We start from the raw sequence: 16486 nt of genomic DNA on the forward strand, positions 1-16486 counted from the left end.
ACGAGAACATTATGTACAGTAAAATCTTAGCCACAGGTAGTTATTTACCTGCACAAGTGCGTACTAACGCCGATTTAGAAAAAATGGTCGATACTTCGGACGAATGGATTTATACCCGTTCAGGCATGAAGGAACGCCGTATCGCCGCAACGGATGAAACATCGGCGACGATGGGTGCCAATGCGGCGGCAAAAGCCTTGGAAATGGCAAATTTAGATCCGCAGGAAATAGAGCTTATTATTGTAGGTACAACAACTAATTCCCATTCTTATCCAAGTGCGGCCTGTCAAATCCAAGGTATTTTAAATATTAAAGACGCAATATCCTTTGATGTCGCCGCAGCCTGTACCGGTTTCGTTTATGCGCTTTCTGTCGCCGATCAATTTATTAAAAGCGGGCAAGTGAAAAAAGCCTTGGTCATCGGCTCTGATCTAAATTCCCGCCATCTTGATGAAACCGATCGCAGTACGGTGGTTTTATTTGGTGACGGTGCCGGTGCCGTTATTTTAGAGGCAAGCGAACAACAAGGCATCGTCTCAACCCATTTACATGCATCCGCCGATAAGGAAGATATGCTTTCATTGCCTCATATTGAACGCGGTGAAGACAAATCCGGCTATATCACAATGCAGGGTAATGCCACCTTTAAACTTGCCGTGGGTCAGCTTTCAAGCGTCGTAGAAGAAACCTTAGAAAAAAATAATTTGCAGAAATCCGACTTAGACTGGCTGATTCCTCATCAAGCCAATATCCGTATTATTTCGGCAACGGCAAAAAAATTAGATATGGATATGTCACAAGTTGTATTAACCATAGAAAAATACGGCAATAACAGCGCTGCAACGGTACCTGTCGCATTAGACGAAGCCGTTCGCGACGGACGGATCAAACGGGGGCAACTCCTTCTGCTTGAAGCCTTTGGCGGTGGTTGGACTTGGGGCTCCGCTCTCGTTCGTTTTTAATATATAAACTCCTCAATATTTTTATTGAGGTTTTCACTCGGAATTCAATAAAATAGGAAATACAATGAAAAAATTTGCAATGGTTTTCCCGGGTCAGGGATCGCAATCAGTAGGTATGCTGGCTGAACTTGCCGAACAATTTCCCGTTGTTCAAGAAACCTTTAAACAAGCTTCCGAAGTCTTAGGTTATGACTTATGGCAACTCGTGCAACAAGGTCCTGCCGAAGAACTTAACAAAACCTGGCAAACTCAGCCCGCACTTTTAGCAGCTTCAGTGGCAATTTACCGTATTTGGCAACAACAATACCCGGAATTAAAACCCGAAGTGATGGCCGGCCATAGCTTGGGTGAATATTCCGCTTTAGTTTGCGCAGGCGTTATTGATTTTCAGGATGCTATTAAATTAGTTGAATTACGCGGTAAATTAATGCAACAAGCCGTGCCGGAAGGTACAGGCGCAATGTACGCAATCATCGGTTTAGATAACGAATCTATTATTAACGCCTGTAAAGCCGCCGAACAAGGCGAAGTGGTTTCCGCAGTAAACTTTAACTCTCCTGGACAAGTTGTTATTGCCGGTAGCAAAGCCGCTGTCGAGCGTGCCGCAGCTGCTTGTAAAGAAGCTGGCGCAAAACGTGCGTTACCATTAGCGGTAAGTGTTCCTTCTCATTGCGCATTGATGAAACCGGCGGCGGATCAGCTTGCGGTTTCCTTAGAAAGTATTTCGTTCAAAGCGCCTGAAATTGCCGTTATCAACAATGTCGACGTGAAAGCGGAAAATGATGCAGAAGCAATTCGAACCGCCCTTGTTCGCCAACTTTACAGCCCTGTTCGTTGGACTGAAATCGTTGAACGCATGGCTAAAAATAATATCGAAGTTTTACTTGAAATGGGACCGGGCAAAGTATTAACCGGTTTAACCGGCCGAATCGTTAAAGAACTTTCGGCACAACAAGTAAATGATGCGAAATCATTAGAAACGGTAAAAGAAATTTTAGCTTAATTATTCGTGGTGGGTTTTCGCCTGCCATTTACCAGGGTCTATTTATCCGGTGGTTTTTTAACCCCCGCCTACAAACGTTAGGAGACAAATATGCAAGGCAAAATCGCATTAGTAACAGGCGCAACCCGCGGTATCGGTCGCGCGATTGCGGAAGAATTAGCGACAAAAGGCGCTTTTGTTATTGGTACCGCAACATCAGAAAAAGGAGCGGAAAGTATTTCCGCTTATTTAGGTGAAAAAGGCAAAGGTTTCGTGTTAAACGTAGCTGATCAGGAATCTATCGAATCCGTTTTGGAACAAATCAAAAAAGAATTCGGTGATATTGATATCCTTGTAAATAATGCGGGCATTACCCGTGACAACCTGTTAATGCGCATGAAAGATGACGAATGGTTTGACATTATTCAAACCAACCTCACTTCCGTTTATCGCTTATCTAAAGCGATGTTGCGTACTATGATGAAAAAACGTTTCGGCCGTATTATCACTATCGGTTCGGTTGTCGGTTCAAGCGGTAACCCGGGTCAGTCCAATTACTGCGCGGCAAAAGCCGGTTTAATCGGTTTCAGTAAAGGGCTTGCCAAGGAAGTGGCGTCTCGTGGAATTACGGTAAACGTTGTTGCTCCGGGCTTTATTGCAACCGACATGACAGAAGTATTAACAGAAGAGCAAAAAGCGGGGATTTTAACTAATGTTCCTGCCGGTCATTTAGGTGAACCTAAAGATATTGCCAAAGCGGTTGCTTTCCTTGCATCCGAAGATGCGGGCTATATTACCGGAACTACTTTACACGTAAACGGCGGCTTATATATGGCATAATTTTATTCTTATTCCGTTCCGAAAACAGAAAAAGGATAAAAAGCATGGCAAAGCATTAGTCTTAATGCTAGAATTAACCTTGCTATAACGTGAGTTACGCAACAGCGTATGCAAAAACGTAACTGATTTCTAACCGTTTGTATGTTCCAATTTGTTTGTATTGTGGTTTGACCACGCAAAGAAATAGCTTGCAAGTTTTGGAAAAATACATACACTATTTACCTTATCGCATTGGGCGAGAACTACAATAGGAAAAAAAAATGAGCATTGAAGAACGCGTAAAAAAAATCATTGTTGATCAATTAGGTGTTAAAGAAGAAGAAGTTAAATCCGAAGCGTCTTTCATCGAAGACTTAGGTGCCGACTCTTTAGACACAGTTGAATTAGTAATGGCTTTAGAAGAAGAATTCGATATCGAAATTCCTGATGAAGAAGCTGAAAAAATTACAACGGTTCAATCAGCAATTGATTACGTTCAAAACAATCAATAATTAATTCATTAAGGCGGTAATAACCGCCTTAATTTTTTATCTCATTCTCCCCCCTTTCATCTTTTTGTGTTATCCCTGAATAGCTAAAAAATAACCAACTTATTACATTTTTTTGATTTAAATAAAACTTTTATAAGAATCCTGTAATAAATGAATTAAATCAATTGAAAGCATTTCTAATTCACGTATCATTTGCGTAGTTTTTAAAAATAACTCTTTCGGGGAATTAATCATGCTTTATTTAGAATTTCTGTTTCTATTATTAATGCTTTATACGGGTAGCCGTTTCGGCGGTATTGGTCTTGGGGTAATTTCAGGTATCGGGCTGGTTATTGAAGTATTCATACTTCGTATGCCGTTAGGTAAAGCGCCAATTGATGTAATGCTTGTAATCTTAGCTGTAGTAACTTGTGCCTCCATACTTGAAGCGGCCGGCGGTTTAAAATATATGTTACAAATTGCAGAACGCGTACTGCGCAGTAACCCAAAACGCGTAACTATTTTAGCGCCGATGGTAACTTACGTAATGACATTCATGTTAGGTACCGGTCACTCAGTTTACTCCGTAATGCCGATCATCGGTGATATCGCGTTAAAAAACAAAATCCGTCCGGAACGTCCGATGGCGGTTTCATCCGTAGCTTCGCAATTAGCTATTACATCCAGCCCGTTATCCGCGGCAATTGCTTATTATTTAACGCAAATCACTAAAATGCCGGGCTATGAACATATCACATTGTTGAACATTATTTCAGTGACCGTTCCGGCAACTTTCGTCGGTACTATGGCAATGGCGCTTTACAGCTTACGTCGCGGTAAAGAATTGGAAGATGATCCGGAATATCAACGTCGTTTAAAAGATCCGACTTGGCGCGATCGTATTTTAAATACGACTGCAACCTCTTTAGATGCGGAATTACCTCGTTCGGCAAAAATGGCGGTATGGTTATTCGTACTTTCGCTTGTTACCGTTGTAGTCATCGCAATGCTTCCTGAAATCCGCACAGTAGGTGTGCCGGTGGATGGCAAACCGGTGAAAGCGATTTCTATGTCATTCATTATCCAAATGATGATGCTCTGTTTCGGCGGTATTATCTTAATCGCAACCAAAACCAATCCGCAATCCGTACCAAACGGTGTGGTGTTTAAATCAGGTATGGTGGCATGTATCGCAATTTACGGTATTGCATGGATGAGTGATACATACTTCTCATACGCAATGCCTGAATTCAAAGCGGCGGTAACTACTATGGTTGAAAGCTATCCTTGGACATTCGCTTTCGCTCTATTTGCCGTATCCGTAGTAATCAACAGCCAGGCGGCAACCGCGGTAATGATGTTGCCAGTAGGTATCAGCTTAGGCTTACCGGCGCCCGTATTAGTCGGTTTAATCCCGGCGACTTACGCGTACTTCTTCATTCCTAACTATCCGTCAGATATCGCAACCGTGAACTTTGACGTAACGGGTACAACCAAAATCGGTAAATACTACTTCAACCACAGCTTCATGATACCGGGTCTTATCGGTGTAACCACAGCTTGTTTGGTAGGTTATGCCTTAGCTCATATGATTATTGTTTAATTTAATCAAACAATATCATCTTAAAAGTGCGGTCAAAATTTTCAAAGTTTTGACCGCACTTTTTATTGTTTAAAGTCCGAGAGTTTCTTTCACGAAAGGAATGGTGAGTTTGCGCTGCGCTTGCAAGGAAGCCTTATCCAATTTAAGCAAAGCGTCAAATAAGGTGTGCATATCGCGGTCTAAACGTTTTAATAGAAAATTTGCCGTTTCATCAGGCAATTCAATCCCGCGTTCATGGGCATTACGTTGTAAGACCAGAATTTTTTCTTCATCGGTAAATACATTAAGATGATAAATTTCGCCCCAGGTTAAACGTGAAGCAAGATCAGGCAACTTAATCGACAATGCGTTAGGCGATTGATTGGCACTGATTAATAATAAAGTATTTTCTTTTTCTTTAATGCGGTTAAACAAATCAAAAATCGCGATTTCCCATTCTTCATTACCAACCACAAGCTGTAAGTCATCAAGACATACCGCATCCTGGTATTCCAGATTTTCTAAAACTGCGGGAGAAAAATACTGAGATTTGCTTAAAGGTACATAAATTGCAGGGCGATTCTGCAATAAAAATTGATTAGACACCGCTTTCAATAAGTGGCTTTTACCGCTTCCTTCGGCGCCCCATACATAAAAGAATTGCTGTTTAAGGCAGGCAATATTTTTAGATAAAGAATCAACCAGCAGATCATTATGACCTACAAAAAAATTATCCAGGGTTTCGTCGTCAATTTGATGAATCGGTAAAGGAAGTTGATGCTCTGACAAAAAATAATCCTAACTAAAATAAATGAGGTAAGAATATAGCTGAAAAAAATAGGGTTAGGCAAGGCCCAACCCCATTTTTTATTTATTCCATCTGATTTTTTGCTTTCGGTAACAACAGGTTCAATACAATGGCGACCACCGCACATAAGCTGATACCTTTGAGAGAAAGCTCTCCCACATTCACAAACATACCGCCGATACCAAAGGTCATCACTACCGAAATAATACAGAGGTTACGGGCTTCCGTTACATCCACTTTATCGCGAATTAAGGTACTCATCCCTACCACCGCAATCGAACCGAACACTAACATCATAATACCGCCCATAACGATAGTCGGAATGGTTGATAAAAATGCGCCGACTTTGCCACAGAATGAAATACCGATTGCCCAAACCGCCGCCCAGGTCATAATATTCGGGTTGAAATTGCGGGTTAACATAACCGCACCGGTGACTTCCGCATAAGTCGTATTCGGCGGACCACCCAATAAAGAGGCGGCTGTTGTCGCCACACCGTCGCCTAATAAAGTGCGGTGTAAGCCGGGTTTACGAATAAAATCCTTGCCGGTAACGGAACTGATCGCCATGATACCGCCGACATGCTCAACGGCAGGTGCAATAGCGATTGGTAATAAGTATAAAATCGCTTCCAGTTTAAATTCCGGCGTAGTGATCTCCGGTAAGCTGAACCAAGGTGCGTTCAATACGGGTTGAAAATCAATTAAACCTAAGAACAAACACAAAATATAACCGACCGCTATCCCGAACATAATAGGAATCAGCTTCATCATGCCCTTAGAGAAAATCGCGACACACAAGGTAGTAAGCAAAGTAACCATGGAAACCAACACCGCGTCGTTATAGCTATAAGCACTATTTTTGCCAAGCGCCATATCTACTGCGGTAGGTGCCAAACCCATACCAATAATAATGATAACAGGGCCGACCACAACCGGTGGAAAAATGCGTTGCAAAGCGCCAGCTCCGCGCATCTTAACCAAGGCGCTTAATGCGACATAAACCAGCCCCGCAAAAGCAAGCCCGCCCATAGTGACTGCGATACCCCAGGTTTGAATACCGTATTGCATCGGTGCAATAAAGGCAAATGAAGAGGCCAAAAAAATAGGAACCTGTTTTCCGGTACATAACTGGAATAACAATGTTCCTATCCCTGCGGTTAACAATGCCGTATTTGCATTTAACCCGGTAATTAACGGCACTAATACCAATGCGCCAAATGCCACGAATAGCATTTGCAAACCTACAAAGGCTTGTTTCGCTTTACTCTGCACCTCAATCGGTGCGTTTGTTTGATTTGTCATGTAAGTTTTAACTCTCTGATTAAAATTAACTTGAAACTAAAAATTATTTTGTGCCGAAAATTTTATCGCCCGCATCACCAAGACCCGGAATAATGTAACCGTCTTGATTTAAATGATCATCAATTGAGGCGGTATACAATTCGATATCCGGATGGGCGGATTCCAACGCTTTAATACCTTCCGGCGCCGCAACTAAAACCAATACTTTAATGTGTTTGCAGCCCTTTTGTTTTAATAAGTCAATGGTTGCAATCATAGAGCCGCCGGTTGCCAACATCGGATCAACAACGATAGCTAAACGTTCTTCAATGTCACTGGCTAATTTTTGGAAATAAGGAACCGGTTCTAAGGTTTCCTCGTCACGATACATACCCACAACACTGATACGCGCGCTCGGAATGTGTTCTAACACACCATCCATCATACCGAGCCCCGCACGTAAGATCGGTACTACCGTTACTTTTTTGCCTTTAATGCGTTGAACTTCAACCGGACCACACCAACCTTCAATCGTCACAATTTCCGTTTCTAAATCCGCCGTTGCTTCATAAGTCAGCAAACTTCCCACTTCAGTCGCTAATTCACGGAAATGTTTTGTACTTACATCAGCCGCACGCATTAAGCCTAATTTATGTTTCACTAAAGGGTGTTTAACTTCAACTAGTTTCATAAGACATTCCTTAATCTAATTTATTTAAAAAATCAGTAAATTTTAAATCAGAACAATTTAAATTAACAGGGGCTAACCCCGTTATTTTTTCCCGATAAAAAAGTGCGGTCGAAATTTTGAAATTTTTGACCGCACTTTTAAACCATTATTTATTGGAACCCTCTGGGTGCAAACCAATACCTTGATGGCGTTCTTTTAATTTATCAATTACGTCTCCCCATTCAAGGTTTTGCTCGTGCAACATCACCGTTAAGTGATAAATTAAATCCGCCGTTTCCGAAACAATTTCACCTTTATCTTTAGACAAGGCGGCAAGAGCGGTTTCAACCCCTTCTTCCCCGACTTTCTGGGCAATTTTTTTGGTGCCTTTAGCATAAAGCGTTGCGGTATAAGAGCTTTCCGGATCGGCAAATTTACGCTCTGCCAACACACGCTCTAACTTGGCAAACCAAGTCCAATCACCTTCGCTTTGTGCTGCAAACTGATGGAAACAGCTCTCTTCTCCCGTGTGGCAAGTGGGACCGATCGGATCCGCTAAAATCAATAACGTATCGTTATCGCAATCCAAACTCATATCCACCACATTTAAGAAATTGCCTGAAGTTTCGCCTTTTGTCCATAAACGCTGTTTAGTACGCGAGAAAAAGGTCACCACTTTTTCATCACAGGTTTTTGCTAAGGCTTCTTGGTTCATATAGCCCAACATTAACACTTCGCAGGTTTGGAAGTGTTGGATGATGACGGGGAGGAGGTTATCGACTTTTTGCCAGTTGATTTTATTTTGCATATTTTTCCTTAATTTTAACCGCGTATATGTATTTTTACGTAGGGACAGACTTTATGTCTGTCCAGCGTTGTTTATTTGACGGACAGGGATAAACCCTGTCCCTACGAGTTATCTGCGAACTTCCACACCTTCCTGCGCCAAATATTCCTTCAACTCCCCAATATTGATAATCTGCTTATGGAACACGCTCGCTGCCAAGGCACCATCCACATTGGCTTCAATAAAGGCGTCGCGGAAATGCACCATTTCACCGGCACCACCAGAAGCAATAAGAGGCACTTTGCACACATCACGCACTAATTTGAGCTGAGTTAAATCATAGCCGTTGCGCACGCCGTCTTGGTTCATCATATTTAACACGATTTCACCGGCGCCACGTTTTTGCACTTCTTGAACCCAGTCGAGTAATTGCCAGTTGGTTTGGCGGGTACGGCTTTCGTCACCGGTGTATTGATTCACCCAGTATTTACCGGTTTCTTGTTCAAACCAACTATCAATACCCACTACGATCGCCTGCACACCAAAACGATCCGCCAATTGTGTAATTAAATTCGGATCGGCTAATGCCGGAGAGTTGATCGAAATTTTATCTGCACCGAAGGCAAATAATTTTTCCGCATCCTCGATGGTTTTGATTCCGCCCGCTACACAAAACGGAATGTCGATCACTTCCGCCACACGTTCTACCCAGCTTTTATCCACCGTTCTGCCGTCGGATGAAGCGGTGATGTCATAGAATACTAACTCATCCGCCCCCTCTTCCGCATAACGAGCCGCCAAGGGCACGATGTCGCCAATAATTTCATGATTGCGGAACTGCACGCCTTTTACTACCTGCCCGTTACGTACATCTAAACAAGGGATTATCCGTTTTGCCAACATTCGATTGCCTCCGCTACATTAAATTTGCCTTCCAATAACGCGCGCCCAACGATTACACCTGCCACGCCCGTGCCTTTTAATGCCTTGATATCCTCAAGCGAACCGATCCCGCCTGACGATTGGAAATTTACAGCCGGATATTTAGCGCAGATTTCTTTATATAAATCTACGTTTGAACCCGCCAAAGTGCCGTCACGGGAAATATCGGTACATAACACGTGTTGTAAACCGACCGATTGGAAATCTTCAATCAGCTCTTCAAGCGATACGCCGCTTGCTTCTTGCCAGCCGCTAATTGCAATGATTTTTTGACCGCTTGCATCAATGTTCACATCTAATGCCAACACGAATTTTTCCGCACCGTATTTGTTAAACCACTCTTTAACCATCGCGCGTTCTTTCACGGCGGTTGAACCGATTACCACACGGTTTGCGCCGACTGCTAAAAGATCCGCCAAATCTTTCTCGGTACGAATCCCGCCACCCACTTGGATTTTACAATGGGTTGCCGCAATAATTTTACCGATTAAAGCGGTTTGACGTTTAGCCGGATCTTTTGCCCCGGTTAAATCCACCAAATGCAACTGCTCTGCCCCTTGGGCTAAATAACTGGCAAATTGCTCAATTGGGTTATCGCTATATGTGGTTTGTTTGGCGTAATCTCCTTGATGTAGGCGAACAACATTGCCATCAATAAGATCGAGGGCGGGGATAATAATGGATTTTTTCATTGTTTTTTCCTGTATTAAAATTCCGGCGTGTTAAAAAATGCGCTTTCGCTGGATTGCTGAGCCAGTTTCTCCGCTTGTTTATAAAGGGTTTTCTTATAACCTTCCGCCAGCGGTGCACAAGCAATTGCTTTATCTAAAACGGTTTTATCCAAATTTTTTGCCGGTTGGGATAACAAACCGTGCACTAGGGCGACGGTCATTTCAGGATAAGGGCGTTTAACTAATTCGAGTTTATCGCCCCGTGCAATCACGCCGTTTTCCAACACTCGCACATACCAGCCGACCAAACCTGTTTCCACTACGGTTTTGCGGGTTTCGGGCACTTCGGTATTTTTAGATAAGGTATTGCAGGGTTTACGCGGCTGACAGACTTCCACAAGAGCGGAACCGATGCGGTATTGATCGCCGATACAAACGCTGTTTTCATCCGATTCGGATACCACAAAATTTTCGCCGAAGCGGGAATCCTGCAAATAGTCGTAATCCAGCTTCAAAAGTGCGGTCAGTTTTTCCAAAGATTTTTGCGCCATAAAAAACAAGGCTTTATCCACACCGCCGTGATGTTTTTTATCGCCCACATCATTGCCTTCCGCACCGAGTTGGTGCACACGCACCTTATCCACCGCTTTTTTACGAATTGCCGTTTCAATGTTTGAACCGTCGGCAAGCGAGAGAGTTTCCACTTGGGCGACTTTAACTGCCAGAATATGCGACATTACAGATTCTCCACAAAGTTTTTCAACAACTGCGCGCCGTTTTTGCCGGAACGTTCCGGATGGAACTGTACGCCGTAGAAGTTTTTACAGCCTAACGCCGCACTAAAAGGCACACCGTAATCGCTGGTGGCGATGGTATGTTCATTCGGCAACACCGCATAGCTATGCACAAAATAGAAGTGGCTGTCTTGTTCGATACCGGCAAATAGCGGGTGATCCTGCTCGTAACGCACTTTGTTCCAGCCCATATGCGGCAGCGGTAAACCCGTATTCGGGATTAAATCCGTATGCCCGCTCATCAGGCTTAGGGTCGGTACATTACCTTCGCTGGAATACTCCGTCATCAGCTGCATACCTAAACAGATACCGAGCATAGGTTGAGTGGCGTTTTGGATGGTTTCAATTAAATTGCGATCTTGCAAGATTTTCATCGCCGCCATCGCAGTGCCCACACCGGGCAATAGCAATTTATCCGCTGATTTGATAGTTGCAATATCACGGCTAATTTCCGCTTTAATATTTAAGCGGTCGAATGCAAATTTTACAGATGACAGGTTTGCACAGCCTGTGTCGATGATTACTAGGTTGGTCATATAAATATATCTTTATTTTAATTTACCTAATGCTTTTGCTGCATTTGGATTTTGGAATGCTTTTATAGTTTCTAACTGAATTTCAGCCTGAATTTTGGGATCTAACGGTAACTTAGATAAAATAGCTTTTTCAACTAAAGTAGTTAATGGTTCACCGATAGCTTTCCTAAAATTAAAGCCTAATAATTGTAGAATTATAAAAGTTTCTTTTGAAACCACAGGAGACAAAATTCTAACTACCTCATCAACATTTCCACCAGTAGCTTTAGCTAAATCTTGTAATTTAGGAATTAACTCTTGCGTAATGTAGTCAATTTCTTTATCAGCAATTTTCTGAGCCATTAGTTCTTGTTGGTAAGCTTGGGAAATTTGCAATAATTCATTTTTATCCGAAATTAATTCCTGAATAATTTCTTCTAATTCATTTATTGTTTCTTTATCATCTTTTTTGGCTTTACTTGCTTTAATTTTCGTAAAAATAGCTGACGCCGTGTTTTTAACTAATGCTTCAGATAACTTAACACCTAAATCAATTAATTGCTGATCCATATAAACTTTCTCCAATTACAAGCGGTCAAATTCCCCAAAAACTTTGCAAAATTTCACCGCACTTCTATATTTAAAATCTCCCCCAACCCCTCTTTACAAAAGAGAGGAGCTAATTCAAGGAGCTCATACTCAATTCGACTTGTAGTGGTCAACTAATTTAACAGTCTCCGATAAGTTGTTTTTGCTAAAATCGGAGATAGACCTTGATTATAGCTATGTGGGCGAATGTGATTATAATACATCACATATTCTCTCACATCATTTACAGCACTTTCAAAATCACTATAACCACCTTTCAGCATCCATTCATATTTAAAACTTCGAAACCAACGCTCCACCGGCGCATTGTCCCAACAGTTACCACGACGGCTCATACTTTGTGTAAGCCCATGTTTCTTAACTGAATCAGTAAAGATTTCACTGCCATAAATACTACCTTGGTCTGAATGGAACAACATTCGCTCCGTGCGTTCAATATTCAGCATCGCATGATTCAGTGCATCTTTAACCAGCTCACTATCATGATAGCGACTTAGCTTCCAACCGACGACTTGACGATTTAATAAATTAATTACCACTGCTAAATAGCACCATATCCCATTGATTTTTATATAGGTCGTGTCACCACATAGCACGGTCGTTTGGCTATCAGGCGTAAATTCTCGACTTAGTATATTCTCAAAAACTTGACTGTTTCCTTTACTAGGATTGCGCCATTTTTGCGGTTGCTTACTAAATAATCCTTGCTTATTCATTAACTTACGAATTAAATACAACCCCACAAAAATACCTTTCTCTTTCAAATGCGATTGAATCGTTCGTTTGCCTGCTGAACTTCGGCTTGCATCAAAAATTGCCTTGATTTCAACGGCTAAAGCTGTGTGTTTCGCTGGCTTTTTGGCTGTGCGCAAATGGGCGTAGTAAGCACTTTCAGACACGCTAAATAGCTCACATAACCGGTTGATTCCTCGCGATTTTAACGTCGTAATGACTTGGTATTTTTGTTTTCGAGTGACATTAAAATCGCTGTAGCCTTTTTTAAAATGGCCTTATCTTCTTCAAGTTCTTTAATACGATTTTCAAGTTCTCGAATTCGTTGTTGTTCTGGGCTAATTGGCTTTGAACCAGCTAAAACGTAACCTTGTTGCTCCGCTTGAACTTGACTTATCCAGCGACGAAGTGCTGTTTCACCCACACCTAACTCTCGGCAAGCTTGAGAAACTGAATATCCTCGTTCAGTCACTAATTTTACTGCTTCAGCTTTATATTCTGCGCTAAATGTTCTTCTCATAATATTTCCTCATTTGTGATGTTATTTTATCACTTATTGAGGACTGCGGAATTAGTCTACCACTACAACTATTTATCCCCCTCTTTAGAAAAGAGGGGTTAGGGGAGATTTGATAGCGATGTTAATTTCGCTTTAATCAAATTACAACCCCGTTGGCGCAAGCGTCCTTGCTTGTGCCTAAACCAATTTTTCAGTCCAATCGTAGACGCTTGAACTATCTGTTATTTCTTACAAACTGTCGAATGCAAATTTTACAGATGACAGGTTTGAACAGTTTGTGTCGGTGATCATAGTTAATTTAATTCATTAAGTGTTACGCCACATTCGTTTGTTGAGCTACTTGGAATCACTTCATAATTTTTACCGGCTTCAGCAACAAATGAGATTTCCTTTCCACCCGAACATTTGTAGTATGTCGTTGTTGTTTTACCTGTTGTAACATCTTTAAATATATGTGGAGCGCTCATAATCTCGTTCTTTACATTTACTTTCGCATTCGCTGGAATAATAAATTCTTTGAAAAATGGTGTTGAACCGATATTTGAAAATTGGCTAGGATCCTTGCTATATACAGATTCAGGCATACCGATAGATTCGTTTCCTTTTGCACCAACAAGTGATGAAAACGCCTGTCCTACACCTCCGCCAATTGTAATTTTTTCTTTATTTCCATTATGTTCGATGGTAAGTGTTGATGGTCTGCCATTTTGACCAAATATGCGAATACGGGCATCAGTTGAGGCATTATAAGTTTTATCTTTTGTAGATAATTCCGTACCCATACAGCCAGCAAGCAATAAAATAGATAAAGCTAAAGATAATTTTTTCATTTTTATATTCCTTTTTTATTTGTCACAAGCGATCAAATTTCACAAAAAATTTGTAAAAATCAACCGCACTTTTAAGCCTAGCACTTGCGTGCTAAGTTATCCATATCATCAATACGCAAAAGCATAGGGTATTGCATTCAGTTCAATTGTGCGGTTTAGCGGGATTGGGTAATAATGTCTTTAATATCGTCGATTATTATGACACCAAGCATAACGCTGTTATATTTTGATTTTAACACTCCGCTTCATCGGGGGATTTCGGTTTAGGTGGCAACATACGTTTGTGATGAGAACGGTTGTGCCAGAAACGAATTTGTTGCAGCGCCTGCGGGCTAACGGTTTCGCCGCGCAGATAAGCGTCGATTTCCGCATAAGTAACGCCCATTTCAGCTTCGTCCGTTTGTCCTGCCCATAAACCGGCGCTCGGTTTTTTATCCAGCACGCTTTGCGGTACGCCAAGATAACGTCCGAGTTCAAATACCTGCTCTTTGCGCAATCCCGCTAAAGGCAGCACGTCCGCCGCACCATCGCCGAATTTGGTAAAATAACCCGTCAGCCATTCCGCCGCATTATCGGTGCCCAACACAATAGAACGATGGCTTTGTGCCGTGGTAAACAGCGCAATCATACGCAGTCTTGCCATTAAATTGCCCTTTAATACGTTAATGCGCTCCGGTTCGGAATTTAATACCGGGGAAAGTTGTTGCATAATTAAATCGTACCAAGGCGCAATGGAAATTATTTGTCCGTCAATACCGGCGCTTTCCAGTGTGGCTTGCGCATCCGCCACATCTGACGGACTGGTTACTTCGGCGGGCAAAATTAAGGCTTGTACCGGTGCGCCGGTGCGCGCTACCAAATGAGCGCAGACGGCGCTGTCAATACCGCCGCTGACGCCCAGCGTATAGCCGTCCATACCGTAAAGTTCGGTTCGTTGGTTTTCCAGCCATTGAATTAAATAATCTGCGTATGCTGCCGTTTTCATTCTTTTTTCCCCGAATGCCGTTCAATCAGATGTTGTTTTAGCGTCCATAAATCCTGCGATAAATCCACATAATAACCGTGAGGTTTTTCCAACCGGCGGACTTCATTCCAAAGCGATTGTAATTCCTGTCGGCAATGCGCACGGCTCTCTTCCAGTGTCGGTATGGTCAGCTGTTTTTCCCCTTGCGAAATCCATTGCTGCAATTTTTGTTCCGCAACAAAATCCGTCACCCATTTGGTTTTCCAGGTATATTCCGGGTCAAACAACATATAAGGTTTAGTACTATCAATGATTTCATCATGTAAGGTAATCACATCGGCGATCGCTTTGTGATTTTTATCATACAGGCGCCACAAATTTTTAAAGCCCGGTGTAGTGGTTTTTTGCAAGGTCTCGCTAAGTTTAATTTTCGGAATAATCCGCCCTGCGTTTTCCAGCGCAACAATCTTATATACGCCGCCGAAAACCGGTTCGCTTTTTGCGGTAATCAACCGTTCGCCTACACCAAAACTGTCGATTTTCGCCCCTTGCAGCAACAAATCTTTAATCAGATATTCGTCAAGGGAATTGGATACGGTAATTTTAGTTTCCGTAAGCCCCGCCGCATCCAGCATTTCTCTCGCCCGAATACTTAAATAGGCTAAGTCGCCGCTATCAATACGGATACCTTTCAATTTATAGCCCCGTGGCGCCAGATATTCGCGATGAACCCGTATTGCATTAGGAATGCCTTGATGCAACGTATCATAAGTGTCCACCAGCAACACCGTGTTATCGGGGTAAGTTTTGGCATATTGCAGAAAAGCTTCGTATTCATTATCGAAACTTTGTACGTAAGCATGAGCCATCGTGCCCAAAGCGGGAATACCGCAGGCAAAATCGCTGTACACATTGGACGTACCGTCTACACCCGCAATATAGGCTGCACGAGCCCCGAAATGGGCGGCATCAACGCCATGCGCACGGCGCGCACCAAATTCCAGCACATTACGTCCTTGTGCTACACTCACTATACGCGCCGCTTTAGTGGCAATCAGCGTTTGATGATTCAACGTCAGTAATAAAAAGGCTTCAATCAGGGTGCAATCAATAATCGGCGCACGGATCACAACAAGCGGTTCGGCAGGAAACACCGCCGTACCTTCTTTCACCGCCCACAGATCACCGCGAAAACGAAAATGACGCAGATAATCCAGAAAACCTTCTGAAAAAATCTGTTTTTGTTGTAAAAAGGCAATTTCCTGCTCGCTGAAATGTAAATTTTCCAGATAATCCAGTAATTGCTCCAACCCGGCAAAGACCGCATAACCGCCCTCGTCCGGCACCCGTCGGAAAAAATAGTCAAAATAGGCAATTTCATCTTGTCTGCCCTGCTCAAAATAACTGTTCGCCATAGTCAGAGCATAAAAATCCATCAATAATGCACTGTTTTGCATAATGCCTCCTTATTTTTAAATGTCATATAAGCAAAAAATGTAAACTATCACTTAAAATTGTAAAGCA

The 16486-nt window shown here is 42.4% G+C and carries 19 protein-coding genes; 5 read left to right on the top strand and 14 right to left on the bottom strand.

Annotation, left to right across the window (positions count from 1 at the left end; all coding sequences use genetic code 11):
• The first annotated feature begins 11 nt into the window (after nucleotides 1–11).
• The 5 genes from A4G13_RS06690 to A4G13_RS06710 all read left to right on the top strand — a co-directional run bounded on the left by A4G13_RS06690 (nucleotide 12) and on the right by A4G13_RS06710 (nucleotide 4857).
• Nucleotides 12–962: a beta-ketoacyl-ACP synthase III gene (locus tag A4G13_RS06690; protein ID WP_090656746.1), complete on the top strand. Its 951-nt coding sequence runs from the start codon at nucleotides 12–14 to the stop codon at nucleotides 960–962.
• Nucleotides 963–1026: 64 nt separating this feature from the next.
• Nucleotides 1027–1965, top strand: a complete 939-nt coding sequence (fabD, locus tag A4G13_RS06695) for an ACP S-malonyltransferase (RefSeq protein ID WP_011201034.1) — start codon at nucleotides 1027–1029, stop codon at nucleotides 1963–1965.
• A gap of 90 nt (nucleotides 1966–2055) precedes the next feature.
• The gene (gene fabG, locus A4G13_RS06700; protein WP_090656747.1) at nucleotides 2056–2784 is read left to right on the top strand and encodes a 3-oxoacyl-ACP reductase FabG; all 729 of its coding nucleotides are present in this window, start codon (nucleotides 2056–2058) and stop codon (nucleotides 2782–2784) included.
• 260 nt (nucleotides 2785–3044) lie between these two features.
• Entirely contained in the window at nucleotides 3045–3275 is a 231-nt protein-coding gene (gene acpP, locus A4G13_RS06705; RefSeq protein WP_005759872.1) for an acyl carrier protein, read from the top strand.
• 232 nt (nucleotides 3276–3507) lie between these two features.
• The gene (locus A4G13_RS06710; RefSeq protein WP_011201037.1) at nucleotides 3508–4857 is read left to right on the top strand and encodes an anaerobic C4-dicarboxylate transporter; all 1350 of its coding nucleotides are present in this window, start codon (nucleotides 3508–3510) and stop codon (nucleotides 4855–4857) included.
• Nucleotides 4858–4926: 69 nt separating this feature from the next.
• Here the strand turns inward: A4G13_RS06710 and hda are convergent, their stop codons facing one another.
• The 14 genes from hda to A4G13_RS06780 all read right to left on the bottom strand — a co-directional run bounded on the left by hda (nucleotide 4927) and on the right by A4G13_RS06780 (nucleotide 16419).
• Nucleotides 4927–5625: a DnaA inactivator Hda gene (hda, locus tag A4G13_RS06715; RefSeq protein WP_090656748.1), complete on the bottom strand. Its 699-nt coding sequence runs from the start codon at nucleotides 5623–5625 to the stop codon at nucleotides 4927–4929.
• Nucleotides 5626–5707: 82 nt separating this feature from the next.
• The gene (locus A4G13_RS06720) at nucleotides 5708–6949 is read right to left on the bottom strand and encodes a nucleobase:cation symporter-2 family protein (protein ID WP_090656749.1); all 1242 of its coding nucleotides are present in this window, start codon (nucleotides 6947–6949) and stop codon (nucleotides 5708–5710) included.
• 43 nt (nucleotides 6950–6992) lie between these two features.
• Nucleotides 6993–7619, bottom strand: coding sequence for a uracil phosphoribosyltransferase (gene upp / locus A4G13_RS06725; RefSeq protein ID WP_011201040.1), 627 nt, complete (start codon nucleotides 7617–7619; stop codon nucleotides 6993–6995).
• A 145-nt stretch (nucleotides 7620–7764) separates the two neighbouring features.
• On the bottom strand, nucleotides 7765–8406 hold the full coding sequence (gene hisIE / locus A4G13_RS06730) for a bifunctional phosphoribosyl-AMP cyclohydrolase/phosphoribosyl-ATP diphosphatase HisIE (RefSeq protein WP_090656750.1): 642 nt from the start codon (nucleotides 8404–8406) through the stop codon (nucleotides 7765–7767).
• Nucleotides 8407–8514: 108 nt separating this feature from the next.
• Nucleotides 8515–9288 (bottom strand): imidazole glycerol phosphate synthase subunit HisF, encoded by a 774-nt coding sequence (gene hisF, locus A4G13_RS06735; RefSeq protein WP_090656751.1) that lies wholly within the window; start codon nucleotides 9286–9288, stop codon nucleotides 8515–8517.
• The gene (gene hisA, locus A4G13_RS06740) at nucleotides 9270–10019 is read right to left on the bottom strand and encodes a 1-(5-phosphoribosyl)-5-[(5-phosphoribosylamino)methylideneamino]imidazole-4-carboxamide isomerase (RefSeq protein ID WP_090656752.1); all 750 of its coding nucleotides are present in this window, start codon (nucleotides 10017–10019) and stop codon (nucleotides 9270–9272) included. The genes hisF and hisA overlap by 19 nt, the downstream gene beginning before the upstream one ends.
• A gap of 14 nt (nucleotides 10020–10033) precedes the next feature.
• Nucleotides 10034–10735, bottom strand: coding sequence for an MOSC domain-containing protein (locus A4G13_RS06745; protein WP_090656753.1), 702 nt, complete (start codon nucleotides 10733–10735; stop codon nucleotides 10034–10036).
• Nucleotides 10735–11328, bottom strand: coding sequence for an imidazole glycerol phosphate synthase subunit HisH (gene hisH / locus A4G13_RS06750; RefSeq protein ID WP_090656756.1), 594 nt, complete (start codon nucleotides 11326–11328; stop codon nucleotides 10735–10737). Before hisH ends, A4G13_RS06745 begins: the two co-directional genes overlap by 1 nt.
• A 12-nt stretch (nucleotides 11329–11340) precedes the next feature.
• On the bottom strand, nucleotides 11341–11877 hold the full coding sequence (locus A4G13_RS06755) for a hypothetical protein (RefSeq protein WP_090656765.1): 537 nt from the start codon (nucleotides 11875–11877) through the stop codon (nucleotides 11341–11343).
• Between the two features lie 152 nt (nucleotides 11878–12029).
• Nucleotides 12030–12866, bottom strand: coding sequence for an IS3 family transposase (locus A4G13_RS06760; protein WP_165898047.1), 837 nt, complete (start codon nucleotides 12864–12866; stop codon nucleotides 12030–12032).
• Entirely contained in the window at nucleotides 12854–13168 is a 315-nt protein-coding gene (locus tag A4G13_RS06765; RefSeq protein WP_165898014.1) for a transposase, read from the bottom strand. The genes A4G13_RS06760 and A4G13_RS06765 overlap by 13 nt, the downstream gene beginning before the upstream one ends.
• Nucleotides 13169–13461: 293 nt before the next feature.
• Nucleotides 13462–13998 (bottom strand): hypothetical protein, encoded by a 537-nt coding sequence (locus tag A4G13_RS06770; protein ID WP_011201047.1) that lies wholly within the window; start codon nucleotides 13996–13998, stop codon nucleotides 13462–13464.
• Nucleotides 13999–14230: 232 nt separating this feature from the next.
• Nucleotides 14231–14983, bottom strand: a complete 753-nt coding sequence (gene nadE / locus A4G13_RS06775) for an NAD(+) synthase (protein WP_090656151.1) — start codon at nucleotides 14981–14983, stop codon at nucleotides 14231–14233.
• The gene (locus tag A4G13_RS06780) at nucleotides 14980–16419 is read right to left on the bottom strand and encodes a nicotinate phosphoribosyltransferase (protein WP_090656154.1); all 1440 of its coding nucleotides are present in this window, start codon (nucleotides 16417–16419) and stop codon (nucleotides 14980–14982) included. The genes nadE and A4G13_RS06780 overlap by 4 nt, the downstream gene beginning before the upstream one ends.
• Nucleotides 16420–16486 lie beyond the last annotated feature (67 nt).

The organism is Basfia succiniciproducens (assembly GCF_011455875.1).
GTDB lineage: Bacteria > Pseudomonadota > Gammaproteobacteria > Enterobacterales > Pasteurellaceae > Basfia > Basfia succiniciproducens.